The sequence below is a fragment of the Bradyrhizobium sp. 170 genome, from assembly GCF_023101085.1.
Taxonomy (GTDB): domain Bacteria; phylum Pseudomonadota; class Alphaproteobacteria; order Rhizobiales; family Xanthobacteraceae; genus Bradyrhizobium.
In genome coordinates this window covers 4,052,846-4,079,293 of record NZ_CP064703.1, presented here as the reverse complement: position 1 = coordinate 4,079,293, position 26,448 = coordinate 4,052,846, and the positions used below count along the sequence as shown (strand labels likewise).

28 protein-coding genes are annotated in these 26,448 nt (G+C 63.6%); 15 read left to right on the top strand and 13 right to left on the bottom strand.

Going from position 1 to position 26,448, the window contains the following annotated elements; genetic code table 11:
- Positions 1 to 4 precede the first annotated feature (4 nt).
- From IVB05_RS18750 to IVB05_RS18740, 3 genes are all read right to left on the bottom strand, one after another.
- The gene (locus IVB05_RS18750) at positions 5 to 898 is read right to left on the bottom strand and encodes a sugar ABC transporter permease (protein ID WP_247786097.1); all 894 of its coding nucleotides are present in this window, start codon (positions 896 to 898) and stop codon (positions 5 to 7) included.
- Between the two features lie 382 nt (positions 899 to 1,280).
- The gene (locus IVB05_RS18745; RefSeq protein WP_074276258.1) at positions 1,281 to 1,796 is read right to left on the bottom strand and encodes a MarR family winged helix-turn-helix transcriptional regulator; all 516 of its coding nucleotides are present in this window, start codon (positions 1,794 to 1,796) and stop codon (positions 1,281 to 1,283) included.
- Between the two features lie 582 nt (positions 1,797 to 2,378).
- Complete coding sequence (locus IVB05_RS18740) at positions 2,379 to 2,852, bottom strand: DUF6163 family protein (RefSeq protein ID WP_247786096.1); 474 nt, start codon at positions 2,850 to 2,852, stop codon at positions 2,379 to 2,381.
- A 183-nt stretch (positions 2,853 to 3,035) separates the two neighbouring features.
- On the opposite strand from IVB05_RS18740, the gene hemB reads away from it, so the two are divergent.
- The 3 genes from hemB (at position 3,036) to IVB05_RS18725 (ending at position 5,859) form a co-directional block, all read left to right on the top strand.
- Complete coding sequence (gene hemB, locus IVB05_RS18735; protein WP_247786095.1) at positions 3,036 to 4,097, top strand: porphobilinogen synthase; 1,062 nt, start codon at positions 3,036 to 3,038, stop codon at positions 4,095 to 4,097.
- 216 nt (positions 4,098 to 4,313) lie between these two features.
- On the top strand, positions 4,314 to 4,898 hold the full coding sequence (locus IVB05_RS18730) for an RDD family protein (RefSeq protein WP_247786094.1): 585 nt from the start codon (positions 4,314 to 4,316) through the stop codon (positions 4,896 to 4,898).
- Between the two features lie 184 nt (positions 4,899 to 5,082).
- Positions 5,083 to 5,859 carry an arginyltransferase gene (locus tag IVB05_RS18725; RefSeq protein WP_247786093.1) on the top strand — a complete coding sequence of 259 codons (777 nt, stop codon included), beginning with the start codon at positions 5,083 to 5,085 and terminating at the stop codon, positions 5,857 to 5,859.
- Between the two features lie 92 nt (positions 5,860 to 5,951).
- On the opposite strand, the gene IVB05_RS18720 is transcribed toward IVB05_RS18725, so the two are convergent.
- Entirely contained in the window at positions 5,952 to 7,292 is a 1,341-nt protein-coding gene (locus IVB05_RS18720) for an Nramp family divalent metal transporter (RefSeq protein ID WP_247786092.1), read from the bottom strand.
- A gap of 177 nt (positions 7,293 to 7,469) precedes the next feature.
- Here IVB05_RS18720 and IVB05_RS18715 point away from each other — a divergent pair, with 177 nt between their 5' ends.
- Genes IVB05_RS18715 through IVB05_RS18705 form a run of 3 tightly spaced genes read left to right on the top strand, consistent with a single transcriptional unit; the run spans position 7,470 to position 11,023 of the window.
- The gene (locus IVB05_RS18715) at positions 7,470 to 8,600 is read left to right on the top strand and encodes a PspA/IM30 family protein (RefSeq protein WP_247786091.1); all 1,131 of its coding nucleotides are present in this window, start codon (positions 7,470 to 7,472) and stop codon (positions 8,598 to 8,600) included.
- Complete coding sequence (locus tag IVB05_RS18710; protein WP_247786090.1) at positions 8,597 to 9,256, top strand: OB-fold-containig protein; 660 nt, start codon at positions 8,597 to 8,599, stop codon at positions 9,254 to 9,256. Before IVB05_RS18715 ends, IVB05_RS18710 begins: the two co-directional genes overlap by 4 nt.
- Positions 9,257 to 9,259: 3 nt before the next feature.
- A complete protein-coding gene (locus tag IVB05_RS18705; protein WP_247786089.1) occupies positions 9,260 to 11,023 on the top strand; it encodes a flotillin domain-containing protein in 1,764 nt (587 codons plus the stop codon).
- A gap of 31 nt (positions 11,024 to 11,054) precedes the next feature.
- On the opposite strand, the gene IVB05_RS18700 is transcribed toward IVB05_RS18705, so the two are convergent.
- The gene (locus tag IVB05_RS18700; RefSeq protein ID WP_247786088.1) at positions 11,055 to 11,207 is read right to left on the bottom strand and encodes a hypothetical protein; all 153 of its coding nucleotides are present in this window, start codon (positions 11,205 to 11,207) and stop codon (positions 11,055 to 11,057) included.
- A gap of 187 nt (positions 11,208 to 11,394) precedes the next feature.
- Between IVB05_RS18700 and IVB05_RS18695 the strand changes: the two genes are divergently transcribed.
- Together IVB05_RS18695 and IVB05_RS18690 are read left to right on the top strand one after the other, a co-directional pair.
- On the top strand, positions 11,395 to 13,398 hold the full coding sequence (locus tag IVB05_RS18695; RefSeq protein WP_247786087.1) for a peroxidase family protein: 2,004 nt from the start codon (positions 11,395 to 11,397) through the stop codon (positions 13,396 to 13,398).
- Between the two features lie 184 nt (positions 13,399 to 13,582).
- Entirely contained in the window at positions 13,583 to 14,827 is a 1,245-nt protein-coding gene (locus IVB05_RS18690) for an MFS transporter (protein ID WP_247786086.1), read from the top strand.
- A gap of 44 nt (positions 14,828 to 14,871) precedes the next feature.
- Here the strand turns inward: IVB05_RS18690 and IVB05_RS18685 are convergent, their stop codons facing one another.
- From IVB05_RS18685 to IVB05_RS18665, 5 genes are read right to left on the bottom strand one after another with little or no spacing between them, the layout of a single operon-like run.
- Complete coding sequence (locus IVB05_RS18685; protein WP_247786085.1) at positions 14,872 to 16,131, bottom strand: adenylate/guanylate cyclase domain-containing protein; 1,260 nt, start codon at positions 16,129 to 16,131, stop codon at positions 14,872 to 14,874.
- A 47-nt stretch (positions 16,132 to 16,178) separates the two neighbouring features.
- Positions 16,179 to 16,586 carry an arsenate reductase (glutaredoxin) gene (gene arsC / locus IVB05_RS18680; RefSeq protein ID WP_247786084.1) on the bottom strand — a complete coding sequence of 136 codons (408 nt, stop codon included), beginning with the start codon at positions 16,584 to 16,586 and terminating at the stop codon, positions 16,179 to 16,181.
- Entirely contained in the window at positions 16,583 to 17,278 is a 696-nt protein-coding gene (locus IVB05_RS18675) for an MIP/aquaporin family protein (RefSeq protein ID WP_247786083.1), read from the bottom strand. The genes arsC and IVB05_RS18675 overlap by 4 nt, the downstream gene beginning before the upstream one ends.
- Positions 17,278 to 17,805: an arsenate reductase ArsC gene (locus IVB05_RS18670; RefSeq protein WP_247786082.1), complete on the bottom strand. Its 528-nt coding sequence runs from the start codon at positions 17,803 to 17,805 to the stop codon at positions 17,278 to 17,280. The genes IVB05_RS18675 and IVB05_RS18670 overlap by 1 nt, the downstream gene beginning before the upstream one ends.
- Entirely contained in the window at positions 17,798 to 18,160 is a 363-nt protein-coding gene (locus tag IVB05_RS18665) for a metalloregulator ArsR/SmtB family transcription factor (protein WP_247786081.1), read from the bottom strand. Before IVB05_RS18665 ends, IVB05_RS18670 begins: the two co-directional genes overlap by 8 nt.
- Positions 18,161 to 18,285: 125 nt before the next feature.
- On the opposite strand from IVB05_RS18665, the gene IVB05_RS18660 reads away from it, so the two are divergent.
- Genes IVB05_RS18660 through IVB05_RS18640 form a run of 5 tightly spaced genes read left to right on the top strand, consistent with a single transcriptional unit; the run spans position 18,286 to position 22,815 of the window.
- Positions 18,286 to 18,603 (top strand): metalloregulator ArsR/SmtB family transcription factor, encoded by a 318-nt coding sequence (locus tag IVB05_RS18660; protein ID WP_247786080.1) that lies wholly within the window; start codon positions 18,286 to 18,288, stop codon positions 18,601 to 18,603.
- A 54-nt stretch (positions 18,604 to 18,657) separates the two neighbouring features.
- Entirely contained in the window at positions 18,658 to 20,022 is a 1,365-nt protein-coding gene (locus tag IVB05_RS18655) for an NAD(P)-binding domain-containing protein (RefSeq protein WP_247786079.1), read from the top strand.
- Positions 20,023 to 20,074: 52 nt separating this feature from the next.
- Entirely contained in the window at positions 20,075 to 21,244 is a 1,170-nt protein-coding gene (locus IVB05_RS18650; protein ID WP_247786786.1) for an MFS transporter, read from the top strand.
- A complete protein-coding gene (locus tag IVB05_RS18645) occupies positions 21,241 to 22,419 on the top strand; it encodes an MFS transporter (protein ID WP_247786078.1) in 1,179 nt (392 codons plus the stop codon). Before IVB05_RS18650 ends, IVB05_RS18645 begins: the two co-directional genes overlap by 4 nt.
- Positions 22,420 to 22,815: a RidA family protein gene (locus IVB05_RS18640; protein ID WP_247786077.1), complete on the top strand. Its 396-nt coding sequence runs from the start codon at positions 22,420 to 22,422 to the stop codon at positions 22,813 to 22,815.
- Positions 22,816 to 22,826: 11 nt separating this feature from the next.
- Here the strand turns inward: IVB05_RS18640 and IVB05_RS18635 are convergent, their stop codons facing one another.
- Both IVB05_RS18635 and IVB05_RS43525 read right to left on the bottom strand, forming a co-directional pair.
- Positions 22,827 to 23,705: a DMT family transporter gene (locus IVB05_RS18635; RefSeq protein ID WP_247786076.1), complete on the bottom strand. Its 879-nt coding sequence runs from the start codon at positions 23,703 to 23,705 to the stop codon at positions 22,827 to 22,829.
- A 26-nt stretch (positions 23,706 to 23,731) separates the two neighbouring features.
- Positions 23,732 to 23,863, bottom strand: a complete 132-nt coding sequence (locus tag IVB05_RS43525) for a hypothetical protein (RefSeq protein WP_256473368.1) — start codon at positions 23,861 to 23,863, stop codon at positions 23,732 to 23,734.
- A 132-nt stretch (positions 23,864 to 23,995) separates the two neighbouring features.
- Between IVB05_RS43525 and IVB05_RS18630 the strand changes: the two genes are divergently transcribed.
- Both IVB05_RS18630 and IVB05_RS18625 read left to right on the top strand, forming a co-directional pair.
- The gene (locus IVB05_RS18630) at positions 23,996 to 24,727 is read left to right on the top strand and encodes a sulfite exporter TauE/SafE family protein (RefSeq protein WP_247786075.1); all 732 of its coding nucleotides are present in this window, start codon (positions 23,996 to 23,998) and stop codon (positions 24,725 to 24,727) included.
- 212 nt (positions 24,728 to 24,939) lie between these two features.
- Positions 24,940 to 25,194 carry a hypothetical protein gene (locus IVB05_RS18625; protein ID WP_247786074.1) on the top strand — a complete coding sequence of 85 codons (255 nt, stop codon included), beginning with the start codon at positions 24,940 to 24,942 and terminating at the stop codon, positions 25,192 to 25,194.
- An 18-nt stretch (positions 25,195 to 25,212) separates the two neighbouring features.
- Here IVB05_RS18625 and IVB05_RS18620 read toward each other — a convergent pair whose 3' ends face one another.
- Positions 25,213 to 26,442, bottom strand: coding sequence for an MFS transporter (locus IVB05_RS18620; RefSeq protein WP_247786073.1), 1,230 nt, complete (start codon positions 26,440 to 26,442; stop codon positions 25,213 to 25,215).
- Positions 26,443 to 26,448 lie beyond the last annotated feature (6 nt).

The window sequence follows — 26,448 nt, the reverse complement described above, 5'->3', positions numbered from 1 at the left end:
CGGATCAGGCCTTTGCGATGCGGTCGACGAGGCGATAGAGCGCCACGCCGATCACGAGGATGATGAGCCCGCCGATGATGGCGGCTGCCGAACCGCGGCCAAGGTCGAGGTTGAGGAAGGCGTGGACATAGGCATAGAGGCTGAACAATTCTGTCGAGCGTCCGGGCCCGCCGCCGGTCAGCGTCCACACGATGTCGAAGGTGCGGAAGGCATCGATGGCGCGGATCACCACGCACACCACGATCACCGGGCGCAGCATCGGCAGCGTCAGGAAACGAAATACCCGCCAGGTGGTGGTGCCGTCGATGGCAGCCGCCTCGAACGGCTCCTTCGGCAGGCTTTGCAGGCCCGCCAGCAGCAGCAGCGTGAACCACGGCGTCCACAACCAGATATCGGTCAGAAGGATGATGCCGAAGGCGCTCCAGCGCTGCACCAGCCAGGGTTGCCCTTCGAGGCCGATTGCTTCCAGCACCACGTTGACGATGCCGAACTGGTCGTTGAAGATCCAGCGGATCATGATCGCGGCGACGACCGGGGCCACCATCAGCGGCACCAGCAGGATCGTCTGCACCAGCTTCTGTCCGCGGAATGGACGGTTGAGCAGCAGCGCCAGCATGAGCCCCGCCGCCAGCGCGCCGGCGACGCTGAGCACCATGAACAGGAAGGTGTTCGGCAGCACCACGTAAAGGAACGCCGGATCCGTTATCACGGCCACATAGTGGTCGAAGCCGATCCAGGTCTTTTTGGGATTGTAGAGCGCCCAGTTGCGAAAGCTGGCATTGGCGCCGATCACGATCGGCACGACCTGGAACAGCAGCAGCAGCAGCGCAGCCGGCGCGATCAGAAGCAGCACGAACCGCTGTTGCTCGCCGAACATGGGACGCCGCGATGCCGACAAGCCCGTTTTCCCCATTTGGGCGTCAAGCCGTCACGACTCTTGCGGCCGGCACGTGCGTGAAGCCTCTATTTCGAGGGATTATGGGCGGGGCGTCGAAGGCTAGTCAATCCGGATTGTGCAAGGGCACAATCGGATTGTGCAAGCGGCACAATCGGATCGTGCGAAGGCAAGCGATCGGGTAGACGCCCGTTGAAAACGTCAACTTGAGGTTATACGAAAAACAAAACGCACCGGACCCGGAAGACCGGGGCCGATGCGCTTTCAGCAGGGCTTACTGCCTTGCCAGTTCATTGTCCGCTCTTTGGCCGCCGGTCTTCTCGATCATGATCCGATAAATCGGATCATGATCTGGCCGACTTGACCGCGAGCGGAAAAGAAATTCTCAGAGCCGATACAGGATCTGGTCGGTCCAGAACCGCTCGAGGCGGTGCAGCGACTTGTTCAGCGTCGCGAACTCCTCGTTCGAGATGCCGCCGACCTGCTCCACCGTCTTGACGTGCTTCTGGTAGAGCGCATCGACGATCTTGCGGATTTCCTGGCCCTGCGCCGTCAGGCGGATGCGGACCGAGCGGCGATCGACGCGGGAGCGCTGATGATCGAGGAAGCCGAGCTCGACGAGCTTCTTCAGGTTATAGGAGACGTTGGAGCCGAGATAGTAACCGCGCGTGCGCAGCTCGCCCGCGGTCAGCTCCTTGTCGCCGATGTTATAGAGCAGCAATGCCTGCACCGAATTGATGTCGGCGCGGCCGCGGCGATCGAATTCGTCCTTGATGACGTCGAGCAGCCGGCGGTGAAGCCGCTCCACCAAAGTCAACGCTTCCAGATAGAGCGGCTGCACCGGAGCTTGACCGGCAGAGCGTTCAGCGGTTTCCACCGCCGTTGCAACGGCTTTGATCATGACACTTCCCCTGTCGTCGTTTTTCGACTTATTTCGACGAAACTTCTGTCCCGCCTGATAGCTTCAACTTAAGGGGGCGGTTTGAAGATCCGCTTAAATAAGAGAATAAAGAGATCATGAATTTAACAGAGTGAATTGTCGATTAAGCCCCATGGATCAAGGCCTTTTGCAATATTTCATTGACGGTGAACGCGTGATGTTCACGCTTCGTCTGCAAGCCCTGTCGCATTCGGAAACAGGTGCCTTAGAAATCGAAACGCTCGCGTAAGGTGTGTGGTGGAACCCTTTACGGCCCTTAACGGTGACTGAAACGTTACCGGCAAAATTTTTGAAAATTGTACGGGATCGCGTCGCGGTTTCTGCACGCGAATGAATTATGGCGGGAAACTGACACGTTAATCTTCTCCTTCTCCCCGCGCGCGGGTCGAGACGAGCGAAACTCGCTCAAGGTCGGGATGCGGGGCTCTATCCACGCATTCGGACTCGCGGATACAGCCCCTCACCCCAACCCTCTCCCCGTGAAGAACGGGGCGAGGGAGCAGATCGCCGCTTCCATCTAGATCCACTCGCTTGCGAAAGCCGCTACGGCGGGCGTTCGCGCGCGGCCATCCAGGCGAGCGCCAGATACGCCGCCAGCATGACGGCCTCAAGCCCCACCACCGTCAGGCTGCCGCCATAGATGCCCGGAAACATCAGTTCGATCACCGCCATCGACACCACGGTGGTGAGCCACACCACCGCGCCCCAGGGCGTCGCAAGCCACAGCCCGACGGCGGCGACGAGTTCGATCACGGCGAAATAGACCGTCGCGGTCTGCCAGGCCAGCGACTGGTTCTCGAACGCCTCTTCCTCGCCGCCGATGAATCCCGTGACCTGCGCCCAGTGGTACAGGCCCTTCAGGATCGAGATAACAGCCATGATGCGCAGGAACAGCACCAGCCGCCGCGTCCAGACATTCTCGTCGGGCTCGATCCGCTCCGACGACATCGCTGCCATCGACATCGCGTTGTCCCTGGACTTGTCCCGCCCCTGATCGCGCGCCGAAGTATCAGACATGGAAGCTGACCTCGGAATCGGGGCTCAACGCGGGCTGGAATGTCCTCATGGACCATGTCTTGGCCCGCCGGGACGGTAAAATCAATTGCCGATGAGACAGATCAAGGCGCGGTGACGGGACACCTGCAAGGTGCTAGAACTGGAACAAATCAAAACTGACCGCGCCTCAGGAGTACCCATCACATGGCGATCAAATTCGGGCGTCCGATCGAAATGCGCGACGCGCCGCGGCGGCAGACCGCCCTCGCCTCGACCCCGCTCGACCTGGCCATTCGCCCCCGCCGCAACCGCAAGGCGGAATGGGCGCGGCGGCTGGTGCGCGAAAACGTGCTGACTACAGATGATCTGATCTGGCCGATGTTCGTGGTCGATGGAAACAATGCGCGCACGCCGGTGGCCTCGATGCCCGGCGTCGACCGCCTCACCGTCGATCGGGCGGTGCGCGATGCCGAGCGCGCGATGAAGCTCGACATCCCCTGCATCGCGCTGTTCCCCTATACCGATCCGTCCTTGCGCGACGAGACCGGTTCCGAAGCGCTCAACCCGAACAATCTGGTCTGCCAGTCGGTGCGCGCGATCAAGAAGGAGTTTCCTGAGCTCGGCGTTCTCTGCGACGTGGCGCTGGATCCCTTCACCAGCCACGGCCATGACGGGTTGATCGAGGATGGCAAAATCCTCAACGACGAGACAGTGGCGGTGCTGGTGCGGCAGGCGCTGGTGCAGGCCGAGGCCGGCTGCGACATCATCGCGCCCTCCGACATGATGGATGGCCGCGTCGGCGCGATCCGCGAGGCGCTGGATGAGGCAGGTTTTCTCGACGTGCAGATCATGTCCTACGCGGCAAAATACGCGTCCGCTTTCTACGGCCCGTTCCGCGACGCCATCGGCTCGGCGAAAACGCTGACCGGCGACAAGCGCACCTACCAGATGGACAGCGCCAATTCCGACGAAGCGTTGCGCGAGGTCGAACTCGATATCGCCGAAGGCGCCGACATGGTGATGGTGAAACCCGGCATGCCCTATCTCGACATCGTGCGCCGCGTGAAGGACACGTTTGCGATGCCGACCTTCGTCTACCAGGTGTCCGGCGAATACGCGATGATTGCTGGAGCCGCTAATAACGGCTGGATCGACGGCGACCGCGCGATGATGGAAAGCCTGCTCGGCTTCAAGCGCGCCGGCGCGGACGGGATCTTGACGTACTTTGCGCCGAAGGCCGCGGAGAAGATCAAGGCCGGTTCGTAGCCCCGGCCTCTCCACGTCTTTGCGAGCGCAGCGAAGCAATCCATCCATCCGTTATGCCGCGCCATGGATTGCTTCGCTGCGCTCGCAATGACGGGAGAGAGATGAGCCCGCCCGCCGGCCCCCGAATATTGCACGCTGTTAATGGTCGCAGGCCCTTGGCGAGCGCGCGGCCGGTTCCCATGTTCCGTTCGGGAAATTCGGCCTGGAGAACGGACCATGTCTTATAGCGGCTCTGGCAATACCGGCGGCGGCGCTTCTGGCGGCTCTTCAAATGCTGGCGGCGCCTGGCGGAACGACGGCGGGGTGCCGCCGCATGCGTTCGATCCCGACCTGCAGCCGGAACTGTTTCGCGGCGTGCTGACGCGGCGGGTGTTTGCGTTCCTGATCGACCTCATCGTGCTGTCGGTGCCCGTCATCCTTGGCTACATCTTCATCTTCCTGTTCGGCATCGTTACGCTGACATTGGGCTGGATGCTGTTCTGGCTGGCGTGGCCGGCCACTATCGTATGGGCGATCGTCTATTACGGCGCCTCGATCGGCGGCCCGCATTCGGCTACCATGGGCATGCGCGCGATGGACCTGGAGGTGCGCACCTGGTACGGCGCACCGGGCTATTTCGTGCTCGGCGCCTGCCATGCCGTGCTGTACTGGGTCTCGATCTCGTTCCTGACGCCGCTGGTGCTGCTGGTCGGCCTGTTCAACGGCCGCCGCCGGCTGCTGCACGACATCATCCTGGGAACCGTGGTCATCAACAGCTCGGTTCGTACCCAGGTAGCGCCTACGGCCCGCAGCAGCTACTGAGCGAGCAGCAAACCAATTGACCGTCCGCCCTCGGGGCGCGATGTTAGAGCCGGTCCGGCCCGGAAATGAATCAGGGGCCGGGCCGGCGCTTTTTTCGTTTTGACGCGTTTTCTTAACGCGAACCGGTGTCTACTTCGCGCGAAAGCGCTATGGTTGATTTGTTTCGGAGGCCTGACGAACCGACGTGACCCAGCACTCGCGTGACACCCCGCAATTCTACCTGACGGCGCCCTCGCCCTGCCCCTACCTGCCGGGCCGGCACGAGCGCAAGGTGTTCACGCATCTGGTCGGCGACAAGGCCGGCGACCTCAACGACCTCCTGACCCATGGCGGCTTCCGCCGCAGCCAGTCGATCGCCTACCGCCCGGCCTGCGACCAGTGCCGCGCCTGCGTTTCCGTGCGCGTGATCGCCAACGAATTCCGCCCCTCGCGCAATTTCAAGAAGGTTCTGGCGCGTAATGCCGACATCGTCGGCGAGCAGCGCAGCGCGGTGCCGACGTCGGAGCAGTATTCGGTATTCCGCGCCTATCTCGACAGGCGCCACCGCCACGGCGGCATGGCCGACATGACCGTGCTCGACTACGCGATGATGGTGGAAGACAGCCATGTCGAGACCCGCATCATCGAATACCGCAAGCGTGGCGTCGATACCGGCATCACCGGGCGCGGCGAGGAACTGATCGCGGTGGCGCTGACGGACGTGCTCAGCGACGGACTGTCGATGGTGTATTCGTTCTTCGAGCCGTCGCAGCAGAGCCGCTCGCTCGGCACCTTCATGATCCTCGACCACATCACCCGCGCTCGCCGGCTCGGGCTGCCTTATGTCTATCTCGGCTACTGGATCGAGGGCTCCAAGAAGATGGACTACAAGGGCCGCTTCCTGCCGCAGCAGCGGCTGGCACCGTCAGGCTGGCTGCGGGTCGACGCATCGGGCGAAATGCTGTCCGAGCCGCAGGATTAGGAAGCTCTCGTAGCCCGGATGGAGCGCAGCGAAATCCGGGGCCACATCAAGATTCCCGGATTGCGCTTCGCTCCATCCGGGCTACGAACTCCTCACCCGAGGAACGTCTCAAACAACAGCTTCACGTTCAGCGCGACGATGATGCCGGCGACGATCCACGCCACCGCCGCCACGGTGCGGGAGATGGCAAACTTGCCCATCTTGCGCCGGTCGGAAACGAACCTCACCAGCGGGATCACCGCGAACGGCAATTGCATCGACAGCACGACCTGGCTGAAAACCAGAAGCTGGCTGGTGCCGCGCTCGCCATAGAGCGCGGTGACGATCACGACCGGAACGATGGCGACGCCGCGCGTCAGCAGCCGCCGCGCCCAGCTCGGCAGGCGCAGATGCAGAAAACCTTCCATCACGATCTGGCCGGCCAGTGTCGCCGTCACCGTCGAATTGAGGCCGGAGGCGAGCAGCGCTACCGCGAACAGGGTGGAAGCGATGCCGAGCCCGAGTAGCGGCGATAGCAGTTCATATGCCTGGCCGATCTCGGCGACCTCGGTGCGGCCGGTCGCATGGAAGGTGGCGGCGGCGACGATCAGGATCGCGGCGTTGATGAACAGCGCCAGCATCAAGGCGATGGTCGAATCCGTCGTCGCCCATTTGATCGCCTCGCGGCGGCCCTTGTCGTTACGTTCATAGGCGCGGGTCTGCACGATCGAGGAGTGCAAATAGAGGTTATGCGGCATCACGGTGGCGCCGATGATGCCGATGGCGATGTAGAGCATTTCAGGATTGGTGACGATCTCGGTCGAGGGCATAAAGCCCTTCAGCACCCCGGCCACCGGCGGGGCGGCAGCCACGATCTGGATCGCAAAGCAGACACCAATCACGATCAGCAGCGAGATGACAAAGGCTTCGAGGAAACGAAAACCCTTGTTCATCAACAGCAGCAGCAGGAAGGCGTCGAGCGCGGTGATCAGCGCGCCGCTGATCAGGGGGATCCCGAACAGAAGTTTCAACGCAATCGCGGTGCCGATCACTTCCGCAAGGTCGCAGGCGATGATCGCGGCCTCGCAGGCCACCCAGAGCAGGAAGTTCACCGGTCGGGAAAAGCTGGCGCGGCAGGCCTGCGCCAGGTCGCGGTCGGTGACGATGCCGAGCCGCGCGGCGAGCGCCTGCAGCAGGATCGCCATCAGGTTCGACAGCAGGATCACCGACAGCAGCGTGTAGCCGAACTTCGATCCACCCGCGAGGTCGGTCGCCCAGTTGCCCGGGTCCATATAACCGACGGAGACCAAATAGCCGGGGCCGAGGAAGGCCAGCAGCCGGCGCGACCAATGCCCGCCAAAGGGCACCGAGATGGTCGAATTGACCTCAGGCAGGCTTAGCTGAGTGCCAGCGGCGGCGTCAGCGCGCCAGCCGGCAGCAGTCGTGTCGGACATCGATACACTCTCAATCGGGGTCTTCGGGCCCAATGCGGGCGTTCGGGCGTCCATCTCACCAAGATGGCCGATCTCCATCCTTATTGCAACTCATTTGCAACTGCATCTAGCAATCACGAAAATGATACCGGCAAGGCCTCTCGAAAAGCACTAAGGAAGTGCTTTATGATAGAAAGCATGATCAAGATCCCGGTCGAGACGCCTACGGCCACGCTGCGATACGCCCTTGTCCCCGACGAGGCCGGTATCACCGCCATTGAGGCGACCTTTGCCGCCTACGATCGGATGATGGCGATCCTCGCCGAAGTTGCGCCGGTTGGCGCCAACCTCGTCGCCCTTCACGCCCAAGCTTACGAAAAGATTCGCATCGAGACCGGCCTGCCGGCCCGTCTGGTAACGCTCGGCCTCCGTGACCGCGCCGGCTACGTGGCTGATACGGCGGTGCGCAAAATCCCGCTCGACGACAAGTTGTTTGCGATCAAGGGACCAACTTCACTGACGATTAGCACTGTCCATGGACGTGTCTTGGTGCCGTTCGAAATACCCGGCTATCTTGCCGGCTGGGAAAGTCCCTTCCCGGCTCACTTGGTCTCGGACGGCCGCACTTACGAAATCCACATCGCCGTCAAATCGAAATCCACAGCACCGGAGGAGAAGACCATGGTTCACGAGGGTATCCTTGCACGTATGGGTAGACTTCTTGCCGCCATCGCCAGCGAGACCATCGATAATGTCGAGAACAGCAACAAGGTCGCGCTGGTCAAACAGGCGATCCGTGAAATCGATGCCGGCGCCGACGAAGCGCGCCATGCGCTCGGCAAATCGCGCGCCGAGGAATTCCGCCTCAAGCGCCGTCGCGAGGAACTCGATGCCGAAATCGCCGGGCTAACCGACAAGATTCGTCTTGCAGTTGCAGAAAACCGTGAGGATCTCGCGCGCGCCGGCGTCGCACGGCAAATTGATCTGGAATCCCAGGGCACCGCGCTGGAACGCGCGATGGATTTCATCGAACTCGAAATCGACGAGCAGACCAAGGCGTTACAAGCGATGCTTGGCGCGCGGCGTGAAGCCGAAACCCGTCTCGCCGATCTCGAAGCGAGCCTCGAAAAGCATTCGCCGCAGGAAACCGGACGCGGGGCTGGCGCGACTAAAACAGTAAGCCCCGATCGGGCAATGGCGGCGATCGCACGCGTCACCGGCGTGCCGGCGGCCGGCGTGCCCGGCGACAAGGAACTTGACGAACTCGACCGGTTGCACCGCGAAAAGGAAATCGCGGCCCGCCTTGAAAGGATCAAATCGCAGCAATGAGTGCCCTGACCGACATCCTGCTAGCGCCGGACGTGCGGCCCTTCGCCGTGGCTGCAGCAATCATGCTGGCGCTCGGCGGCATCGAATTGCTGGCAACGCTGGTCGGCTTCTCGATCAGCGAACTTGTTGGCAAGGAAGTCACGGTCGAGGCCGACTATGGCAACGGCCTCGGCGGCCTGTTCCTGTGGATCAACGCGGGACGTCTGCCGCTATTGATCCTGATCATCCTCGCGCTCGGCGTGTTCGCGATCGCGGGATTCTTCCTGCAAGGCCTCTCGCACGGTGCGGGACTCTCGGTCCCGACCCCGATCGCGGCGCTCGCCGCCGCGGCCTGCAGTATTCCCGTCATCCGGGTCACCAGCCGCGGCATCGCCCGCATCATCCCGCGCGACGAGACCTATGCGGTGGAAGAGGCCGATTTCATCGGTCACGTCGCCGAAGTTTCGATCGGCCCGCTCGACCAGGGGCTGCCCGGCCGCGTCCGTCTCAAGGATGTCTTCGGCAACTGGCATTCTCTGGTGGCACGCGCCAGTCCCGAATCCACGCCGCTTCCGGTCGGCGCCAGCGTGTTGCTGGTCGACCGTGACGCCAAGAGCTTTATCGCCATTTCCGCTCCAGCCGACCTCATTGCGCAACAACGTTCAGACAGGGCTTAAAACATGTGGGAACTTGCAGTACCCGTCGCTATTGGCGTCATTGTCGTTCTTGTTATCGGTCTCCTGCTTGCCAAACTCTACCGCCGCTCGACGCGTGACGAAGCCTATGTCCGCACCGGCCTCGGTGGCCAGAAGGTTGTCCTCGACGGCGGTTCGATCGTGCTTCCGGTTTTCCACTCGACCGCCGCGGTCAACCTGAAGACGCTGCGGCTCGAGGTCACGCGCGGCGGCCCGGATTCGCTGATCACCAAGGATCGTATGCGCGTCGACATCGGCGCCGAATTCTACGTCCGCGTCAAACCCGATGCCTCGTCGATCGCGCTCGCCGCGCAGACGCTGGGCAGCCGCACCAACAATGCGGGCGAGCTGCGCGAGCTGATCGAGGCCAAATTCGTCGACGGCCTTCGTTCGGTGGCCGCCACCATGAACCTCGAAGAACTGCAGGAGCAGCGCGCCACCTTCGTGAAATCAGTGCAGGAGGCGGTCGGCGCCGACATCCAGAACAACGGCCTCGAGCTCGAGTCGGTGTCGCTGACGCGGCTCGACCAGAGCGACATCAAGCATTTCAACCCGAGCAATTTCTTCGACGCCCACGGCCTGACGACCCTGACCAAGATCACCAGGGAGCGCGAACAGGAGCGCAACCAGATCGTCCGCACCACCGAGGTCAACATCGCGCAGCAGGACCTGGTCGCTCGCCAGACCACGCTGACGATCGAGGCCACCAAGCGCGAGGCGGAACTGGCGCAGCAGCGCGACATCGCCAACAAGACCGCCGCAATGCGCGCGCAAACCGCACAGGTCGAGCAGACCGCGGTGCAGAACGAGGCCGAATACCGCATTCAGCAGGAACTGGCGGTCGCCAACAAGCAGACCGAAGCCAATCAGGCGCGCGACACGCGAAAGATTGAAGCCGATCTCGCGGTGAAACGGCGCAACACCGAAATGGAACGCGATCTGCAGATCGTCGCGCAGGAAAGCGCGATCGCGGTCGCGACCAAGAGCAAGGAGCAATCGGAAGCCCAGACCGTCGCCGAGACCGCGCGTGCGCTCGCGATTGCGGCCGAGGAAAAGGTCACCACCGCCAAAGCCGTCGAAATCGCCGAACGCGACAAGATCATCAACGTGATCGCGGCGCGCAAGGCCGCCGAGACCGAGGCGATGCCGATCACCGTGATGGCCGAAGCCGAAAACCAGGCCGCCAACAACAAGGCGGAAGCCATCAGCGTGCTGGCCAAGGCCGATGCCGAAGCCGCGATCACCCGGGCCACCGGTGTCAAATCGCTCGGCCAGGCCGAGGCCGAGGTGGCGGCGTTGAAGGCGGAAGCCCGCAACAAGCTCTCCGCTGACATGATCGAGTACGACATCAATCTCGCGCGCATCAACATCATCCCGAATGCGCTGGCCGAAGCGGTCAAGCCGATCGAGAAGATTTCGGACATCCGGATCTTCGACACCGGCGGCATGCTCGGCCGCGGCGGGGGCAACGGCGCCATGAACGGCCATGGCAACGGTCTCGGCCTCGGCGACGGCCTTGCCGCGCAGTTGCTGTCGGTCTCGGCGTTCAAGCCAATCATCGACAAGATCCTCGCCGAGGGCGGCTTCGCCGCCGGCCCGGACGCGCTGACCACTCTGACCAATGCGCTGGCAGCACAGCAACTGGCAGCTCCCTCCGAACCGCCCGCCATGGAAGATGCAGATGAGATGTTGACGCCGCCGGCGACCATCTCGGGAACCGGCAAGGCGACGCTCGGTCCCAAATCGTAATCAAGCGGCCCGAACGCCGCTCAAATCGACGTCAATCGAGGCCTGCCGCAGTGACGCGGCGGGCCTTTTTCTTGACCTCTCTCGCCTGCGCCTTGTTGGGAAACAGGTGGGATTGCAGGCGGGCCTCGGCCGTCGTGCACTTCTCGTCATTCCGGGGCGCGCGAAGCGCGAGCCCGGAATCCATTTCACTGCAGAGTGTGCGGTCCGATGGATTCCGGGCTCGCGCCAAGAGGCGCGCCCCGGAATGACGGAGGGAGCAAAGGTCATCCGGTATTCTTGCCCACCTCATCGTGTCCTTCCTTATTGCAAATGCCTCTCATTAGTGACAGTAATTGCGAATAATTCGCAATTGCAACTGAGGGAGCTGCCGAATGCGCCAGTTCAAGCGGACTTGGGGAGACCACGACCGAGGCCATGACGATTTTCACTTCGGTGATTTTTTCGGCCATTCGCACCGGCCGCATGAGTCGCATGCCGGGCATGGCCATCACGATTCGCCGTGCCAGCCGGGTCCGCAGCCGGCAAATATCGAATACCGCAGCTTCGACGGTTCGCAGAACAATCGATCCGATACCACCCTCAACGCCGCCGGCACCGAATTCGGGCGCATCGGCGAGGCGCATTTCGCCGACGGCATCTCCGTCCCGCTCGGCGGCAACAATCCGCGCACCATCAGCAATCTTGTGGTCGGCGCCGGCGACCCTGATGTAGCGAACCCGGAAGGCGTCTCCGCCTTCATGTACGCCTGGGGCCAGTTCATCGATCACGACATGACGCTGACCCGGACGGATGGCGTCAGCGACATCAGCGTGGTGGTTCCCGCTGATGATCCCGTGCTTCCCGCCGGCACCATCATTCCGATCACCCGCGCCGTCACCGATCCCACGACCGGTGCGGGCACATCCAATCCGGCCATGGCGGTCAATTCCAATACCGCCTGGCTAGATGCCTCGATGGTCTATGGGTCCAGCGCCGCGACCGCCGCCAGCCTGCGCACCGCCGACGGCCACATGCTGACGTCGCAGGGCAACAACCTGCCGATCATCAACGGCATGGTCGTGGCCGGCGACCCCCGCGCCGCGGAGAATCCGGCGCTCACCGCGCTGCAAACGCTGTTCGTGCGCGAACACAACTATCAGGTCGACAAGCTGCACCTCGAGCACCCGAACTGGAGCGGCGACCAGCTCTACAATCACGCCCGCGCCATCGTGACGGCGGAAATCGCCAACATCACCTATTCGGAGTTCCTGCCAAACCTCGTCGGCAAGAACGCGCTCACGCCCTACGACGGCTATGACGCCAATGTCGATCCCCATTTGTCGCTGGAATTCGTCGCCGCGGCGTTCCGCTTCGGGCATTCGATCGTGTCGGGCGAAACCGAAGGCCTGGCGGAAAACGGCGAAGTCATCGCCGGCTCCGAGGAAGACCTGAAGGACGTGTTCTTCCAGCCGGCGGCAAACTTCATCGACAATGGCGGCGCCGACGGACAATTGCGCCACCTCGCCGCCGATCCGTCGCAGGCGCTCGATGCGCGCATCGTCGACGACCTGCGCAATTTTCTTTTCGATCCACCGGTGTCGCTGGATCTCGCCGCGATCAATATCCAGCGCGCGCGCGACCTTGGCCTCGGCACGCTCAACCAGACCCGTGAAGCACTCGGCCTCGACCCCTACACGGATTTCAGCCAGATCACGAGCGACCCGGAGACGCTGGCCGGACTGAAAGCGGCTTACGGCAATGTCAACAATGTCGGCCTGTGGACCGGCGGCCTGTCGGAAAATCATGTCGCTGGCGCGCTTGTCGGCGAAACCTTCCAGGCCATCCTTACGATGCAGTTCGAGGCGCTGCGCGATGGCGACCGGTTCTGGTTTGAGAATCAGGGGTTCGATTCCAAGACGTTGGCCGCGATCAAAGGCACGACGCTGGCAGATATCATTCTGCGCAATACCGACACCAAGCATATCCAGGACGATGTCTTCGTCACCTATGTGCGGCACACCGGCGTTGCCGGCGGCGTGGAGTCCGAAGATCCCGAAGCCCGCCAGATCGTCATCGGCTCCAATGGCAACGACACGTTGATCGGCGGTCCGCAGGGCGATTACCTGTTCGCCGGAACCGGCAAGCAGACGATGACGGGGAATGACGGCGCTGACCGATTCGTGTTTGATTTCGGCTCCACCAAAGCCAAGATCACCGACTTCGACCCAGGCATCGACCTGCTGGTATTCAAGAATGCCGGCCGACTGGACTTTCATGATGTGAAAATCTGGGGCGACCATGGCAACACGGTGGTCCAGGTCGGTGACGACCGGATCGAACTGGCCGGCGTGCGGCCTCATGAACTCACCAAGCACGATTTCCTGTTCGACATTTGATGCGAATCCGTCAGCAGGAAGGACGCGCCGGATAAAGCCCGGCCAGGACGGAAGGTGAAATACCTCCACACGTTCGCGTGTGGAGGTTTTTTGTTTGCAGGAAAGCTTGTCGGGAAACGGGTGGGTTGGATCGTCCTCAGGCCAGACAATGAGGTGAAAATCGAATCTTTCAGGGAACACAACCATGTCAGCCGATGCGACGCCTCGCCTGCCCGCAACCTTCAACCGGCTGGCCTGGTCCAACCTCGCCGCGCAGTCGGCCGAACAGATCGCGCTGGCCGCAGCGCCCATCGTCGCGGTGCTGCTGCTCGGGGTCGGCGAAGGCCAGACCGGCCTGCTGCAGACCGCGCTGACGTTACCCTTCATCCTGTTCGCGATCCCCGCAGGGCTCCTCGCCGACCGCATCTCGCGGCGCTGGGTGATGGCGGGCTCCGAGGCGCTGCGGGCCGCGGCGCTGGCCGGAATTCTGCTGCTGATCTGGCTCGGCCAAATGACGCTGCCGCTGCTCTCGTTACTCGGCTTCATCGCAGTCTGCGGAACGGTCGCTTACAGCGTCGCCGCACCCGCTTTGGTGCCGTCGCTGGTCACCTCGGAACAATTGCCTGCAGCCAATGCACGGATTGAACTCGCGCGCACGATCGCGTTCGCCAGCGGTCCGGCGCTCGGCGGCGTGCTCGTCGGATGGGTTGGCGCAGCCCCCGCCTTTGGCTTTGCCGCGGCGTTGTCCGTGATCGCGGTCGTGCTGCTGTCGGGCATCTATGAACCGACCCGCGCCCCTGCCCCGCGCCGCCATCCGCTGCAGGAAATCAAGGAAGGCGCCGCGTTCGTGCTGCATCATCCGCTGCTGCGGCCGGTGTTCATCACGCAATTCATCTTCAACACGGCGTCGTTCCTGCTGCTTGCCGTCTTCGTGCCCTACGCCGTGCGCCACCTCGGGCTATCGGCGACCGGCGTCGGCGTGACGCTTGGGATGTATGGCGTCGGCATGGTCGCCGGTGCGCTCGCGGCGACGCGGGTGATGAAGCGGCTCGCCTTCGGAACCGTGATCGGGCTCGGGCCTGTCACCGGCTTCGTCGCCGCAGTGGTGATGGCGCTGACGACCATCCTGCCGACGCCATGGCTGGCGGGCTTGAGCTTCTTCCTGCTCGGCGTTGGCCCGATCCTGTGGGTGATCTCGACCACGACGCTGCGGCAATCGGTGACGCCGCCGTCCCTCTTGGGCCGCGTCTCCGCCATCAACATCATGAGCTACGGCGCCCGCCCGCTCGGCTCCGCGCTCGGCGCCATCGTCGGCGGGCTCTATGGCGCCGAAGCCTGCCTCTATTTGGCGGCCATTATCTTCGCCGCGCAGGCGATGGTGATCCTACTGTCGCCTGCCGTCTCGCTGGCGCAGCAGCCGGACATGGTGGGTGAAGCGGCGCGGTGCTAGCAGTTGCCGACCGGGTGGCTCGCAATGACGGAGCCAAAACAGGCCTAGCCAGCCAGATACCGCTCGTACTTCCCCGCCACCACCTCGTCCGCGGCAATATCCGGATCGAGCGTGTAGAGGTCCTGCGCGCGGCCGATGCCGCGCAGGGCGTAGCGGCCGGTGGACACCAGATAGTTTCGCCCGGCGGCATCGAGGCCGGCGCGAAACGCCGACGACATCAGGAGTTCACGGTCGACCGAGCGGCACATCGAGGCGATGCGGCTGACCTCGTTGACGGCCGGCCCCACCACGGTGAAGTCGAGCCGGTCGTCGCTGCCGATATTGCCGTAAAACACCTCGCCGACATGCAGGCCGACATGGGCCGTGGTAACCGGCCGGTTTTCGGCCGCGCGGCGGGCGGTGAGCGCCTTCATGTTGCGGCGGAAGCGATGTTCGGCGCGAAGTGCTGTGCGTTTTGCCACCGCCATGTTGTCATGGGTGAACATCGCCAGCACGCCATCGCCGATCAGCTTCAGCACCTCGCCGCCGGCGTCATGGATGGCGTCGATCGAGGCTTGCGCATAATCGTTGAGGAACGGGATGATCTCGCCGGGATCGATGCTCTCGCTGATCGCGGTCGAGCCGCGCAGGTCGGAAAACCATAGCACCGTGTTGATGCGTTCGGTGACACCGCGCGCGATCCGCCCGCGCAGCACCTGCTCGGCCGCGTCGCGCCCGAGATAGACGCGCCCGAGCGTCTTGGTGATGTCGGCCTGCGCCGCGGATTTGATCGCCAGCCCCAGCACCGGCACGAGATCGCGCAGCGCCGCCAGGCCCTGCGCGCCAAATCCCTCGTCGTGCCTCGTCACCCAATAGGAGTAGACGCAGTCCATCTGCCCCATGGTGCCGGCTTCGCCGAACTGATGCACATAGGCCACCAGATGCTTGTGGCCCTTCTCGGCGAGTTCGTTTACGAACTTGAACCTGTGAGTCCCGCCATCGCCGAGGTCGACCGGCAGTTCCTCATGACCGTTTTCGAGCATGTGGTAGAAGATCGAACTGCGCCATGCCTGCGCGGCTTCGCCCTCGTTGGTCGAGCCATATTCGAAGACGTCGCTTTCGTTGGTCTCGGCGTCGTTCCAGCGAAAGCCGCGGCCCTCGAAGATCGGGTGCAGCGTATCGATGAAGACCATCCCGCGCGATACGGGGAGGCCTTCGGCGCGGCAGCGTTGGCAGAAACCGCGGATCAGATCATTTTCGGGCAGGCCTGTGAGACCCTGGTTGACCAGCCAGTTCATCAGGCGCAGACGGGGCGTGAGTTCCATGCCGCTATTATGCCGCGCAATCGTGACGGGTGAAAGCCTCGCGCCCTTCAACCCTTCGCGCGCGTCACCGCCTCGCCGTCCTCCTTGACGAAGGATTGGATGGGATTGTCGAGCAGATCAAGCACCAGCTCCGACGGCCGGCACAGCCGCACGCCCTTCGCCGTCACCACGATCGGCCGGTTGATCAGGATCGGATGAGCAAGCATGAAGTCGATCAGCTCGTCGTCGCTCCATTTGGGATCGGCCAGGCCAAGCTCGGCGTAGGGCGTGCCCTTTTCGCGCAGCAGCTCGCGCGGCGAGATGCCGAGCGCGCCGATCAGCTCGACCAGCCGCGCGCGGCTCGGCGGGGTCTTCAGGTACTCGATCACGTCGGGCTCCTCGCCGCTCTGCCGGATCATCGCCAGCGTATTGCGCGAGGTGCCGCAGGCGGGATTGTGATAGATGGTCACGCTCATGGCTGAGCCTCCTTGGTCGTTGCCGCCTCGCCTGCCCCGCGCAGCAGCCAGTTCATGAAGATCAGCGCGACGACCGCGCCGCAGAGCTCGGCCGCGATAAAGCCGGGAAGATCGGCGGGACGAATGCCCGAAAACGTATTGGTCATCGAGCGCGCGATTGCAACGGCGGGATTGGCAAACGAGGTCGAGGCCGTAAACCAGTAGGCCGCCGTGATGTAGAGGCCGACCAGCCAGGGCACCGCCGTGCGGTTGAACCTGATGCCGGCGAGGATGGTCGCCACCAGGCCGAAGGCGGCGACGCCCTCGGCGAACCATTGCGCGCCACCGGTTCGCATTTTCAGCGAGGCGTCGATTAGCGGCAGCGCGAACATCGCATGCGCGATCATGGTTCCGGCAAGCCCGCTCGCGACCTGCGCAGCCACGTAACCGAGCGCATCGCGCGGCGTCAGCTCGCCTTTCAAGGCAAAGACCAGCGATACCGCGGGATTGAAATGCGCACCCGAGATGGGCCCGAGAATGCTGATGAGAACCACCAGGATCGCGCCGGTCGGCAGCGTATTGCCGAGCAGCGCAAGCGCGACGTCCTTTGTCAAAGTTTCGGCCATGATGCCGGAGCCGACCACGGTCGCGACCAACAGCGCGGTGCCGAGAGCTTCGGCGGCGAGCCGGCGCGGCAAATCAAATTCCTGCATCAGCTCGCCCTATTCTGGCTGGACGTCGAGCCTGCGATGCGGCCGATGTCGCGCAGCCGCGTCCCCAGCGACAGGGCGTCGATGCTCTCCAGCGGCAGGCTCGTAAAGGCGGCGATTCGATTCTTGAGATACCGGAACGCCGCGACGAAGGCCGCTTCCTTCTCAATGTCGGTGCCCTCCGCCGCCGCCGGGTCCTCGATACCCCAATGCGCCGTCATCGGTTGCCCCGGCCATATCGGACAGGACTCACCGGCCGCGTTGTCGCAAACCGTAAAGACGAAATCCATCACGGGTGCGTCGCTGTGCGCAAACTCTTCCCAGCTCTTCGAGCGCAATTCGTCCGTGGGGTAATCGAGCCGGTTGAGCACCTTGATCGCAAACGGATTGACCATCCCCTTTGGCTGACCGCCAGCGGAGAAGGCGCGGAAGTTGCGGTGACCGTCCTTTCGGAGGATCGATTCCGCCAGGATCGAACGGGCGGTGTTTCCGGTACACAGGAAGAGAACGTTGTAGACGCGCTCAGACATGCGCTTTCCTCCTCGTCTTTGGCGGGCAGCAAGGCATGAGATCTTCGATCAATGGCCCGCAGATTTCAGGACGGCCGTCGCAGCAATCCCGCAGCATGAACAGGACTACGGCCTGAAAGACCTTGAGATCAGCGCGGTAGACAATCGATCGGCTGAAGCGCTGCGCCGTCACCAGCCCGGCGCGGGACAAAATCGCCAGATGCGACGACATGGTATTTTGCGGCACCGCGAGTGCCTTGGCGATGTCGCCGGCCGCGAGCCCCTCCGGCTCGTGCTTCGCCAGCAAGCGAAACACATCGAGCCGGGTGGATTGGGCAAGCGCCGCCAGCGCGAGGATGGCCCGTTCTGATTCCATATATCCAGACTTATCGATATGTTATCTCCTGTCAACCCGAACGCCAGAAGCTGCCCGTCGCCATCTATTTCGATGTTTCTAGAAATACGGTTGACAGGTCTGAATTCGCGTGAGAGGGTGCCTTTATGAAAATCGACGACGCCGCCGCTCACCTCGAAGCGCTGGGCAATCCGACCCGGCTCAGGATCTATCGCGCACTGATCCGTGCCGGTGGCGCCGGGCTTGCGGTTGGGCGCCTGCAGGAGAAACTGAAGATCGCGCCCTCCACCCTCTCCCACCACATCAAGGCGCTGGTGGTAGTCGGCCTCGTAACCCAGGTGCGCGATGCGACCACGCTGATCTGCCACGCCAACTACGAAGTGATGCGGGAGCTGGTGGGTTTTCTGGTCGCCGAATGCTGCACCGAAAGCTCCGAAACAAAGGATGCCAAGTCGGCGGCATAAGCATCATCGTTTGTGACCTATATTTCGATATTTCCAGTTCTATGGGAGAATGCCGTGAGCGAAGCGAAGACCGTCGCTATCATCGGAGCCGGGCCGGTCGGCCTTGCCGCCGCCGCCCGTGTGCTGGAGCGCGGCCTGCAGCCGATCGTGCTGGAAGCCGGCGACACTGTCGGCCACGCCATGCGGCAATGGGGCCATGTTCAACTGTTCTCGCCATGGGAATACAACGTCGACAAGGCGGCGGCGCACCTGTTGGCGACGACCGGCTGGAACTCTCCCGAACCCGACCAGTACCCGACGGGCGCGGAGATGGTGGAGCGCTATCTCGAGCCGCTCGCCAACAACACCGCGCTCAAGCCCTACATTCGCACGTCGAGCCGCGTCACCGGTATCAGCCGGGCGGGCTTCGACAAGCTCAAGACCAAGGGCCGCGAAGCGGCGCCGTTCGAAATCCGGTATCAGAACGGGAAAGGCCCTGAGATCATCAAGGCCGATGCGGTCATCGACGTATCCGGCACTTGGCATTCGCCGAATCCGGCGGGCGCGAACGGCCTCCCCGCCATCGGCGAACAAGAGGCCACTGACAGAATCGCCTACGGCATGCCCGACATATTGGGTAAGGACCGCGCGCGCTATGCCGGCAAGACCGTAGCAGTGCTGGGTGCCGGGCATTCCGCGATCGGCACGCTGACCGATCTGGCGAAGCTTGCGGCAGAAGTACCTAAAACCCGGCCGATCTGGCTGCTGCGCGGCAGCGATCCCGCCAAGGCTTTCGGCGGCGCCGCCAATGACAAGCTGGTCGCCCGCGGCGAACTTGGCGCCGCCTTCGCCGCACTGGTAACGGCGGGCCGGATCAAGGTGGAAAGCGAATTTCGTGTCTCGCATCTCATCGCCGACGGCCCTCGCCTCGTCGTCGGTGCCATATCGGGCTGCAGCGCCCGTCGGACCGTGGTCGACGAACTCATCGTCGCGACAGGCTTTCGCCCGGACCTCGACTTTGCGCGCGAGTTGCGCATCCGGCTCGATCCGGCGATCGAATGCCCGGTCGCGCTGGCCCAGCTGATCGACCCCAACGAACATAGCTGCGGCACCGTGCGGCCACACGGCGCCCGCGAACTGGCCCAGGATGAACCCGGCTTCTATTTCGCGGGCATGAAATCCTACGGCCGCGCACCGACCTTCCTGATGCTTACGGGATACGAACAGGTGCGCTCGATTGCAGCCGACATCGCCGGCGACCGCGAGGCCGCGGAGCGGGTCGAACTTGTGCTGCCGGAGACCGGTGTCTGCAGCCGGTCGCTCGCGCCAGATGCCAGCAATTGTTGCGGCGGCCCTGCATTATCTGATGTTGACGCTTGTTGCGTCGCGGATGAGAAAGCAAAGCAGGACGGCAAGACGGGGTGCGGCTGCGCCTCCTGATCAATAGGGAGTGAACGGAATTTTTCTGGAAGGCCGATCCGTCATTGTTGCGATGTGCCTGGGGCAGCTTGGCAGCCTGCTCCCGCACGTCGTCGTGCCTTCCATCCTTGCGGCATTCCTGATTCCGGAATGGCATCTAAGCGGGGCGCAAGCCGGACTGCTGGCGGGCTCCGGCGCCGCCGGCTACATGCTGACCGTGCCGGTGCTGGCGACGCTGACCGACCGCATGGACGCGCGCAAAATCCTGATCGCTGGCTCGGCGCTGAGCGCGCTCGGCACATTGCTGTTCGGCCTGTTCGCAACCGGGCTGTGGTCGGGCGCCCTATTCAACGCAATCGCCGGCGTCGGCTTTGCGGGGGCCTATATGCCGGGCCTCAAGGCGCTCACGGACCGGCTCGCGCCAGGCGATTCATCCCGTTCGATCACGCTTTACACGTCGAGTTTCTCGTTCGGGGTCGGCCTGTCGTTCCTGGTTTCCCAACTCGTCGCGGAAGCCTGGGGCTGGCGCAGCGCATTCTTTGTCACGGCCGCCGGGCCGCTCCTGATGCTCACCGTCTGCTTCCTGCTGCGGCCGGTCGAGCCGAAGCCGGCGACCGGACGCCTGCTGGATTTCGCGCCGGTGGTCCAGAACAAGAAAGCCATGGGGTTCGTCCTCGGCTACGGCGCACATTGTTTCGAGCTCTACGGCATCAGAACCTGGATCGTGGCGTTCTGGACCTTTGTCTCGCTAAGAAATTCAGACGCCTCGATCTTAACGCCGATCGTGGTCAGCGTCGTGTTCTCGCTGCTCGCGATGCCCGCGAGCATTCTCGGCAATGAGTTCGCGCTCAGGTTCGGCCGCCACCGCGCCGTCGCAGCGGTGATGTTCTCCTCCGCCGCCATAGCGCTTCTGATCGGTATATGCGCCGACAGATCACCCTGGCTGCTGCTGCCCTTGATGCTGGTCTATGCCATCACGGTCCCCGCCGATTCCGGCGCATTAACCTCGGGCATGTCGATGGCTGCGGACCCGCAATATCGCGGCGCGACCATGGCGATGCATTCCACCGTCGGCTTCAGCCTTTCCGCGCTTGGCGCGTGGGCGGTGGGTATTGCGCTGGACGCTGCGGGGGGACCGCAAAGTTCGTCGGCCTGGATGGCGGCATTTTCGGTGCTGGCGGGGGGGATCCTGCTCGGGCCGCTGGCGCTCTATTGGTCGAGAAGAGAGACTCAACAGCCGTGAACCGCAACCAGTTTTCCATCATTGTCGCGCTCGGCACCACACAGACCCTGGCCTGGGCCTCGAGCTATTACCTGCCCGCCATCCTCGCCGATCCGATCGCGCGCGATCTCGGCGTCTCCTCGAACTGGATCTTTGCCGCCTTCTCCGCATCGCTGGTCATTTCGGCCATGCTCGGACCGCGCATCGGCCGGCAGATCGACCTGGTCGGCGGCCGGTCCGTATTGTCGATTTCCAACGTCGTGCTGGCCGCGGGACTAGCGCTGCTCGGCCTTACCTATTCGATACCGGTGCTGCTCGCCGCCTGGCTTCTGCTCGGCATCGGCATGGGTGCGGGTCTCTACGACGCCGCCTTCGGCGCGCTCGGCCGCATCTACGGCGACGCGGCGCGGCGTTCGATCACCGGCATCACCCTGATCGCGGGCTTCGCCTCGACGGTGGGGTGGCCGCTGACCGCGTGGGGGCTGGAGACGATCGGCTGGCGCAACACCTGCTTTGCGTGGGCGGCGGCGCACATCCTGATCGGCCTGCCGATCAACTGGCTGATGCTGCCGCCTGTTGCCGGCGCGAAGGCTGCGGTTGCCGCCGCCGTCAAACCGCACATTCCGCTCGACCGCACCATGATCCTGTTGGCGTTTGCCTTCGCCGCAGCGTGGAGCGTCACCGGCGCGATGGCCGCGCATTTGCCGCGGATTTTGGAAGCCGCCGGCGCGACCTCGCTGCAGGCGGTGGCGGCCGGCGCGCTGATTGGTCCGTCGCAGGTGGCAGCGCGGATCTTCGAGGCGAGCTTTCTGTCGCGGTATCACCCGCTGGTGTCGGGGCGGCTCGCCTGCCTCACGCATCCGATCGGTGCAGCCATCATCGGACTGTTCGGCGGCGGCGCGGCCAGCGTCTTTGCTGTCTTTCACGGCACCGGCAACGGCATCCTGACCATTGCGCGCGGCACGATGCCGCTAGCAATCTTCGGGCCGAAAAATTATGCCTATCGCCTGGGGATCATCGGCGCTCCGGCGCGGATCGCGCAGGCCGGCGCGCCATTGGCTTTCAGCCTCTTGATCGACGTCATGGGTAGCCGCATCCTGATCGTGTCGTCGGCGCTCAGTCTCTCCGCGCTGCTGGCGCTGAGCTTGCTGCGGGCGCCGCCGCCTCGAAGCGTAACGAAAGAGAAGGACGTCTGAATGATCACCCGCATCAATCCGCCCGAACTCGGCTCGCCGCCCGGCTATTCACAGATCGTCGAGGTGAAGGCGGAGCGCATCATCTTCATCGCCGGCCAGACCGCGCTCGATCGCGACGGCAATGTGGTCGGCAGGAACGATTTTGCAGCCCAGGCGGGACAGGTGTTTCGGAATCTCACGATTGCGCTGGAGGCCCGCGGGTGCACGCCGGCCAATCTGGTAAAGCTCACGGTATTTCTCACCGATATGGATAATCTCGCTCGCTACCGCGAAGCCCGAAACCGCTTCTTTGCCTCGGTGACGCCGCCGGCGGCGCCCGCCGTGACGCTGGTCGAAGTATCGAAACTCTACGGTCCGGATTTCCTGATCGAGATCGAGGCCATCGCGGCGGCGTGAGCATCGCGCGTTCAAGGCTTCCTGACCTCCGATGTTGCGATCCAGATTCCGGCGAACACCGCGACAAGCCCGAGCACGAGGTTGGGCGTGATCGGCTCTCCGACCAACTGCGTAGCCAGCAGCCCCGCCGCGAGCGGATTGACCGTCATGGTATTTGCGACCCGGGTGGGCGACGCCCGTTCCAGCGCCAGCACCCACAGGATGAACGCCAGCGCGCCGCCGGCAATGCCGAGATAGATGCCGGCGATCCATTGCGGCGTGCTGAACTGGCTCAATGCCGCCACGCTTCCCGTCAACGAGCCGACCAGGACCAGGGCTGCGGCGCCCGTTCCCATGCCGACGGTGAGGAAGCCAAGCGCGCTCGATCGCTGGATGAAGGGACGAGACCAGACATTGTAGAACGCCATGCACAATACTGCCGCGGTCATGATCAGCTCGCCGCGCCAGGCTCCCGGCGGCGCGGCCGACAATCCCGTTGCAAGTGCGGCAGCAACACCGAGCACCGCAATGCAGACCCCGATCGATTTCCGTTTCGTCAGCGGCTCGATACCAAGTATCGCGCCGACCACCATCGTGTGCAGCGGCAGCGTCGCCAGCGCGAGGCTGGCGCGCGCCGCGGTCGTGTAGGACATCGCGATGTTGTAGAGAACGAAGAACACGCCGAAGAAACAAAAGCCGAGGGCGGCGACGGCGGGCCAGTCCGCGCGCTTCGGCCATCGCGCCTTCAGCAACAGCGCCGCCGGCAGTACGCAACAAAAGCCGATTCCCCAGCGCAGGATCGCAAGCGTAATCGGATCGGTGTTGCCGGCGAGATAGCGCGTGATCGCCGCCGCAGTCCCGCCGAGGCAACTCGAGACCAGCGCGATCGCGACCCCAACCCATTCGCCCACGCGGACTCTCCGCATTCAACGCGCCATCAACCGCAGCGCTTGGCTGAACATATGATCACGATAGGTCGGCGCGACAGCAAAAACCCTTTGTCGTGCGAATCTTTCTGCCGGATGGCGACAACTGTCAGCATGGCGGCAATTGTCAGCAGCGCGGTCATCGCAAGCAGTCATGACGATGCATCTTGCGCATGCGGCCATGCCGGGCATAACCTGAACGCGGGGAAATCGCAGCCTCCCCGTCAAATGGCGATCCCATTCAAGCGCTGCTCGCTTTTTTATGGAGCGGGCACATGGATGGAACGACACTCGAACTGCCGCTGTTTCTTCTCGCGACGTTTGCCGGTGCGCTGGTCGCCGGCCTCTCCGGCTTCGCCTTCGGCCTCGTCGTATCGGCGATCTGGCTCTACATCCTCACCCCGCTGCAAACGGCGACGCTGATCATCGCATTCGGGCTGCTCGTGCAGGGCTATTCGGTCTGGAAGCTGCGCGCCGCGCTGGACTGGCGGCGACTCTGGCCGTTCGTGGCCGGGGCCGCGCTCGGCGTTCCCGTCGGTGTCGGCATCCTGACCTGGGCGAACCCCGCCCATCTGCGCATGGGCGTCGGCGCCTTCCTGGTGCTCTACAGTCTCTACGCGCTGCTGCGCCCGGCCATCCCCGCGGTGAAAGCTGGCGGCGCCGCGGCCGACGCCGGCATAGGCTTCCTCAACGGCGTGCTCGGCGGCATCACCGGGCTTGCCGGAATCCTGGTGACGATCTGGTGCGGCCTGCGCGGCTGGCCCAAGGAGGTGCAGCGCACGGTGTTTCAGCCGGTGGCGGTTGCGATCTTCGCCATGAGCGCCTTGTGGATCGGCGCCAGAGGCGCGATCACGCCTGAGGCGATCAAGCTGTTCCTGATCGGATTGCCGGCCTTGTTCGCCGGCACCTGGCTCGGGATGAAACTGTTCGGGCGGCTCGACGAGGCCGCGTTCCGGAAAATCGTGCTGGCGCTTCTTCTGGCGTCGGGCGTCCTTCTGGTCGTGTAGCCGGGCACCGTGAGCAACGTTGCAACGCGTTCGGTATGCAACGGGACACGCTCGCTCATTATCGCCTCAATCCATTCCAAAATTTCAATCAATTGCATCGAAGCCGCATAGGAGGCCGCTAAGAAGTTTTTGTCATGAGGAGATACCGGAACCCGGGTTCCGGTGGTTTCGAGGCTCCGGTAGGTTGGAGCTTCCAGGCTCTGGAATTGGCAATGCAAGAAGCGATCCGCTTACGTGAATTGGAAGCCGAGTGCCGTCAGCGCGCGCTGAGCGAGCCGGACAAGAAATGGTACTGGCTCGCGCAGGCCGCCAAATACCAGGTGCAGGCAAACCAGAAACTCGCCTTTCACTCGGAAGAGACCAACGCGCCCGACTCTCCGGAGATCAAGCTGGCGCAATGGTCGCATGTGCGTGATGAGCGACGATTGATGGAACCCCTCCCTGACGGACGGCGGCCGCCCTGGTAGCCGGACGCCCGGAACGCTCTAACGCCGCTGCTCCTCCGGCGGCTTGATATGGCGGAACGAGAACAACAACGCGAGATCGTAGGCGATCTTGAGCGTGCCGCAGACTACCAGCGGTAGCCCCGTAAACGACGTCATCAAGAGCGCGCCCGAGATCGCCGGGCTGATCGCGGACGCAAGGCTGCGCGGCACGGCAGTGACGCTGGCGGCGGCGGGCCGCTCGGCCGGCGTCACCACGGCCATGACGTAGGAGGTGCGGGTCGGCACGTCCATCTGCGACAGCGCCGAGCGCAACAGCAGCAACCCAAGCGCCAGATAGAGGTTCGGCGAGAACGCCGCCAGGATCAGGAAGATGCTGGAGGGAATATGCGTGAACACCATGGTGTTGACCAGCCCCACGCGTTTGGCGATCCAGGCCGCGACCGGATAGGAGAAAGCGCTCAGCGTGCTCGACCAGAAGAAAAACAATCCAGCCGCGGACAGTGACAGGTCGAAACGCTCGAACAGCCAGAGCACGAGCAGGGACTGCGCGACGAAACCGCCCGCGAAGGCATCGATGCTGAACAGCGCAGCCAGCTTGTAGACTGTGCTGCGCGAGGGTCCGAGCGGCGTTTGCGGCGCCCTCTCCTCGCCGCGGGTGTGCGGCACGTAGCGATAGAGCGCGGCGCTCAGTATTCCGAGCGCGGCATAGGCATAAAACATCACGCGGAACGCGCCGAGCGCGGTGCCGCCGTGCGAAACCAGGAAATCAGGCAAGGTTGCCGCAAGCGAGCCGGCGGCGGTGCAGAGCGCCCCGATCAGGCTGTAGCGCGCAAACACCTCGGTCCGGCGGTCGTCGGTGGCGCTCTTCGCCAGCACCGCGTGTTCGAGCGGCACCAGCACGCCAAGATCGCCGCCCGAGGGATTGATGGTGCCGATGAACGCCACAAGCACGATCAGAACGAAATGCTCCACGCTCGGAAATGCAAGGCCGGTCGCCGCCATCAGACCTGCGCCAAAGATCAGGAGCGCGCGCAGGTCGTGACGCGGCGCGATCCAGCCTGTTATCAGTGTGAGCAGCGCCGTGCCGAGCAGCGATGCGGTCGCGACGATGCCGACCGCGATGGCGTCGTATCCGAGTGCCGTCATGTAGGCCGGCAGGATGATGACGGCGAAACCATCCCCGAAGCCGCGCAAGGCGCGCGCGGTATACAGCAGCGAGATCAACGCGCGTCCGGTGGAAGCCCTTGGCTCAGTCGCGATATCGGCCATTCCTGC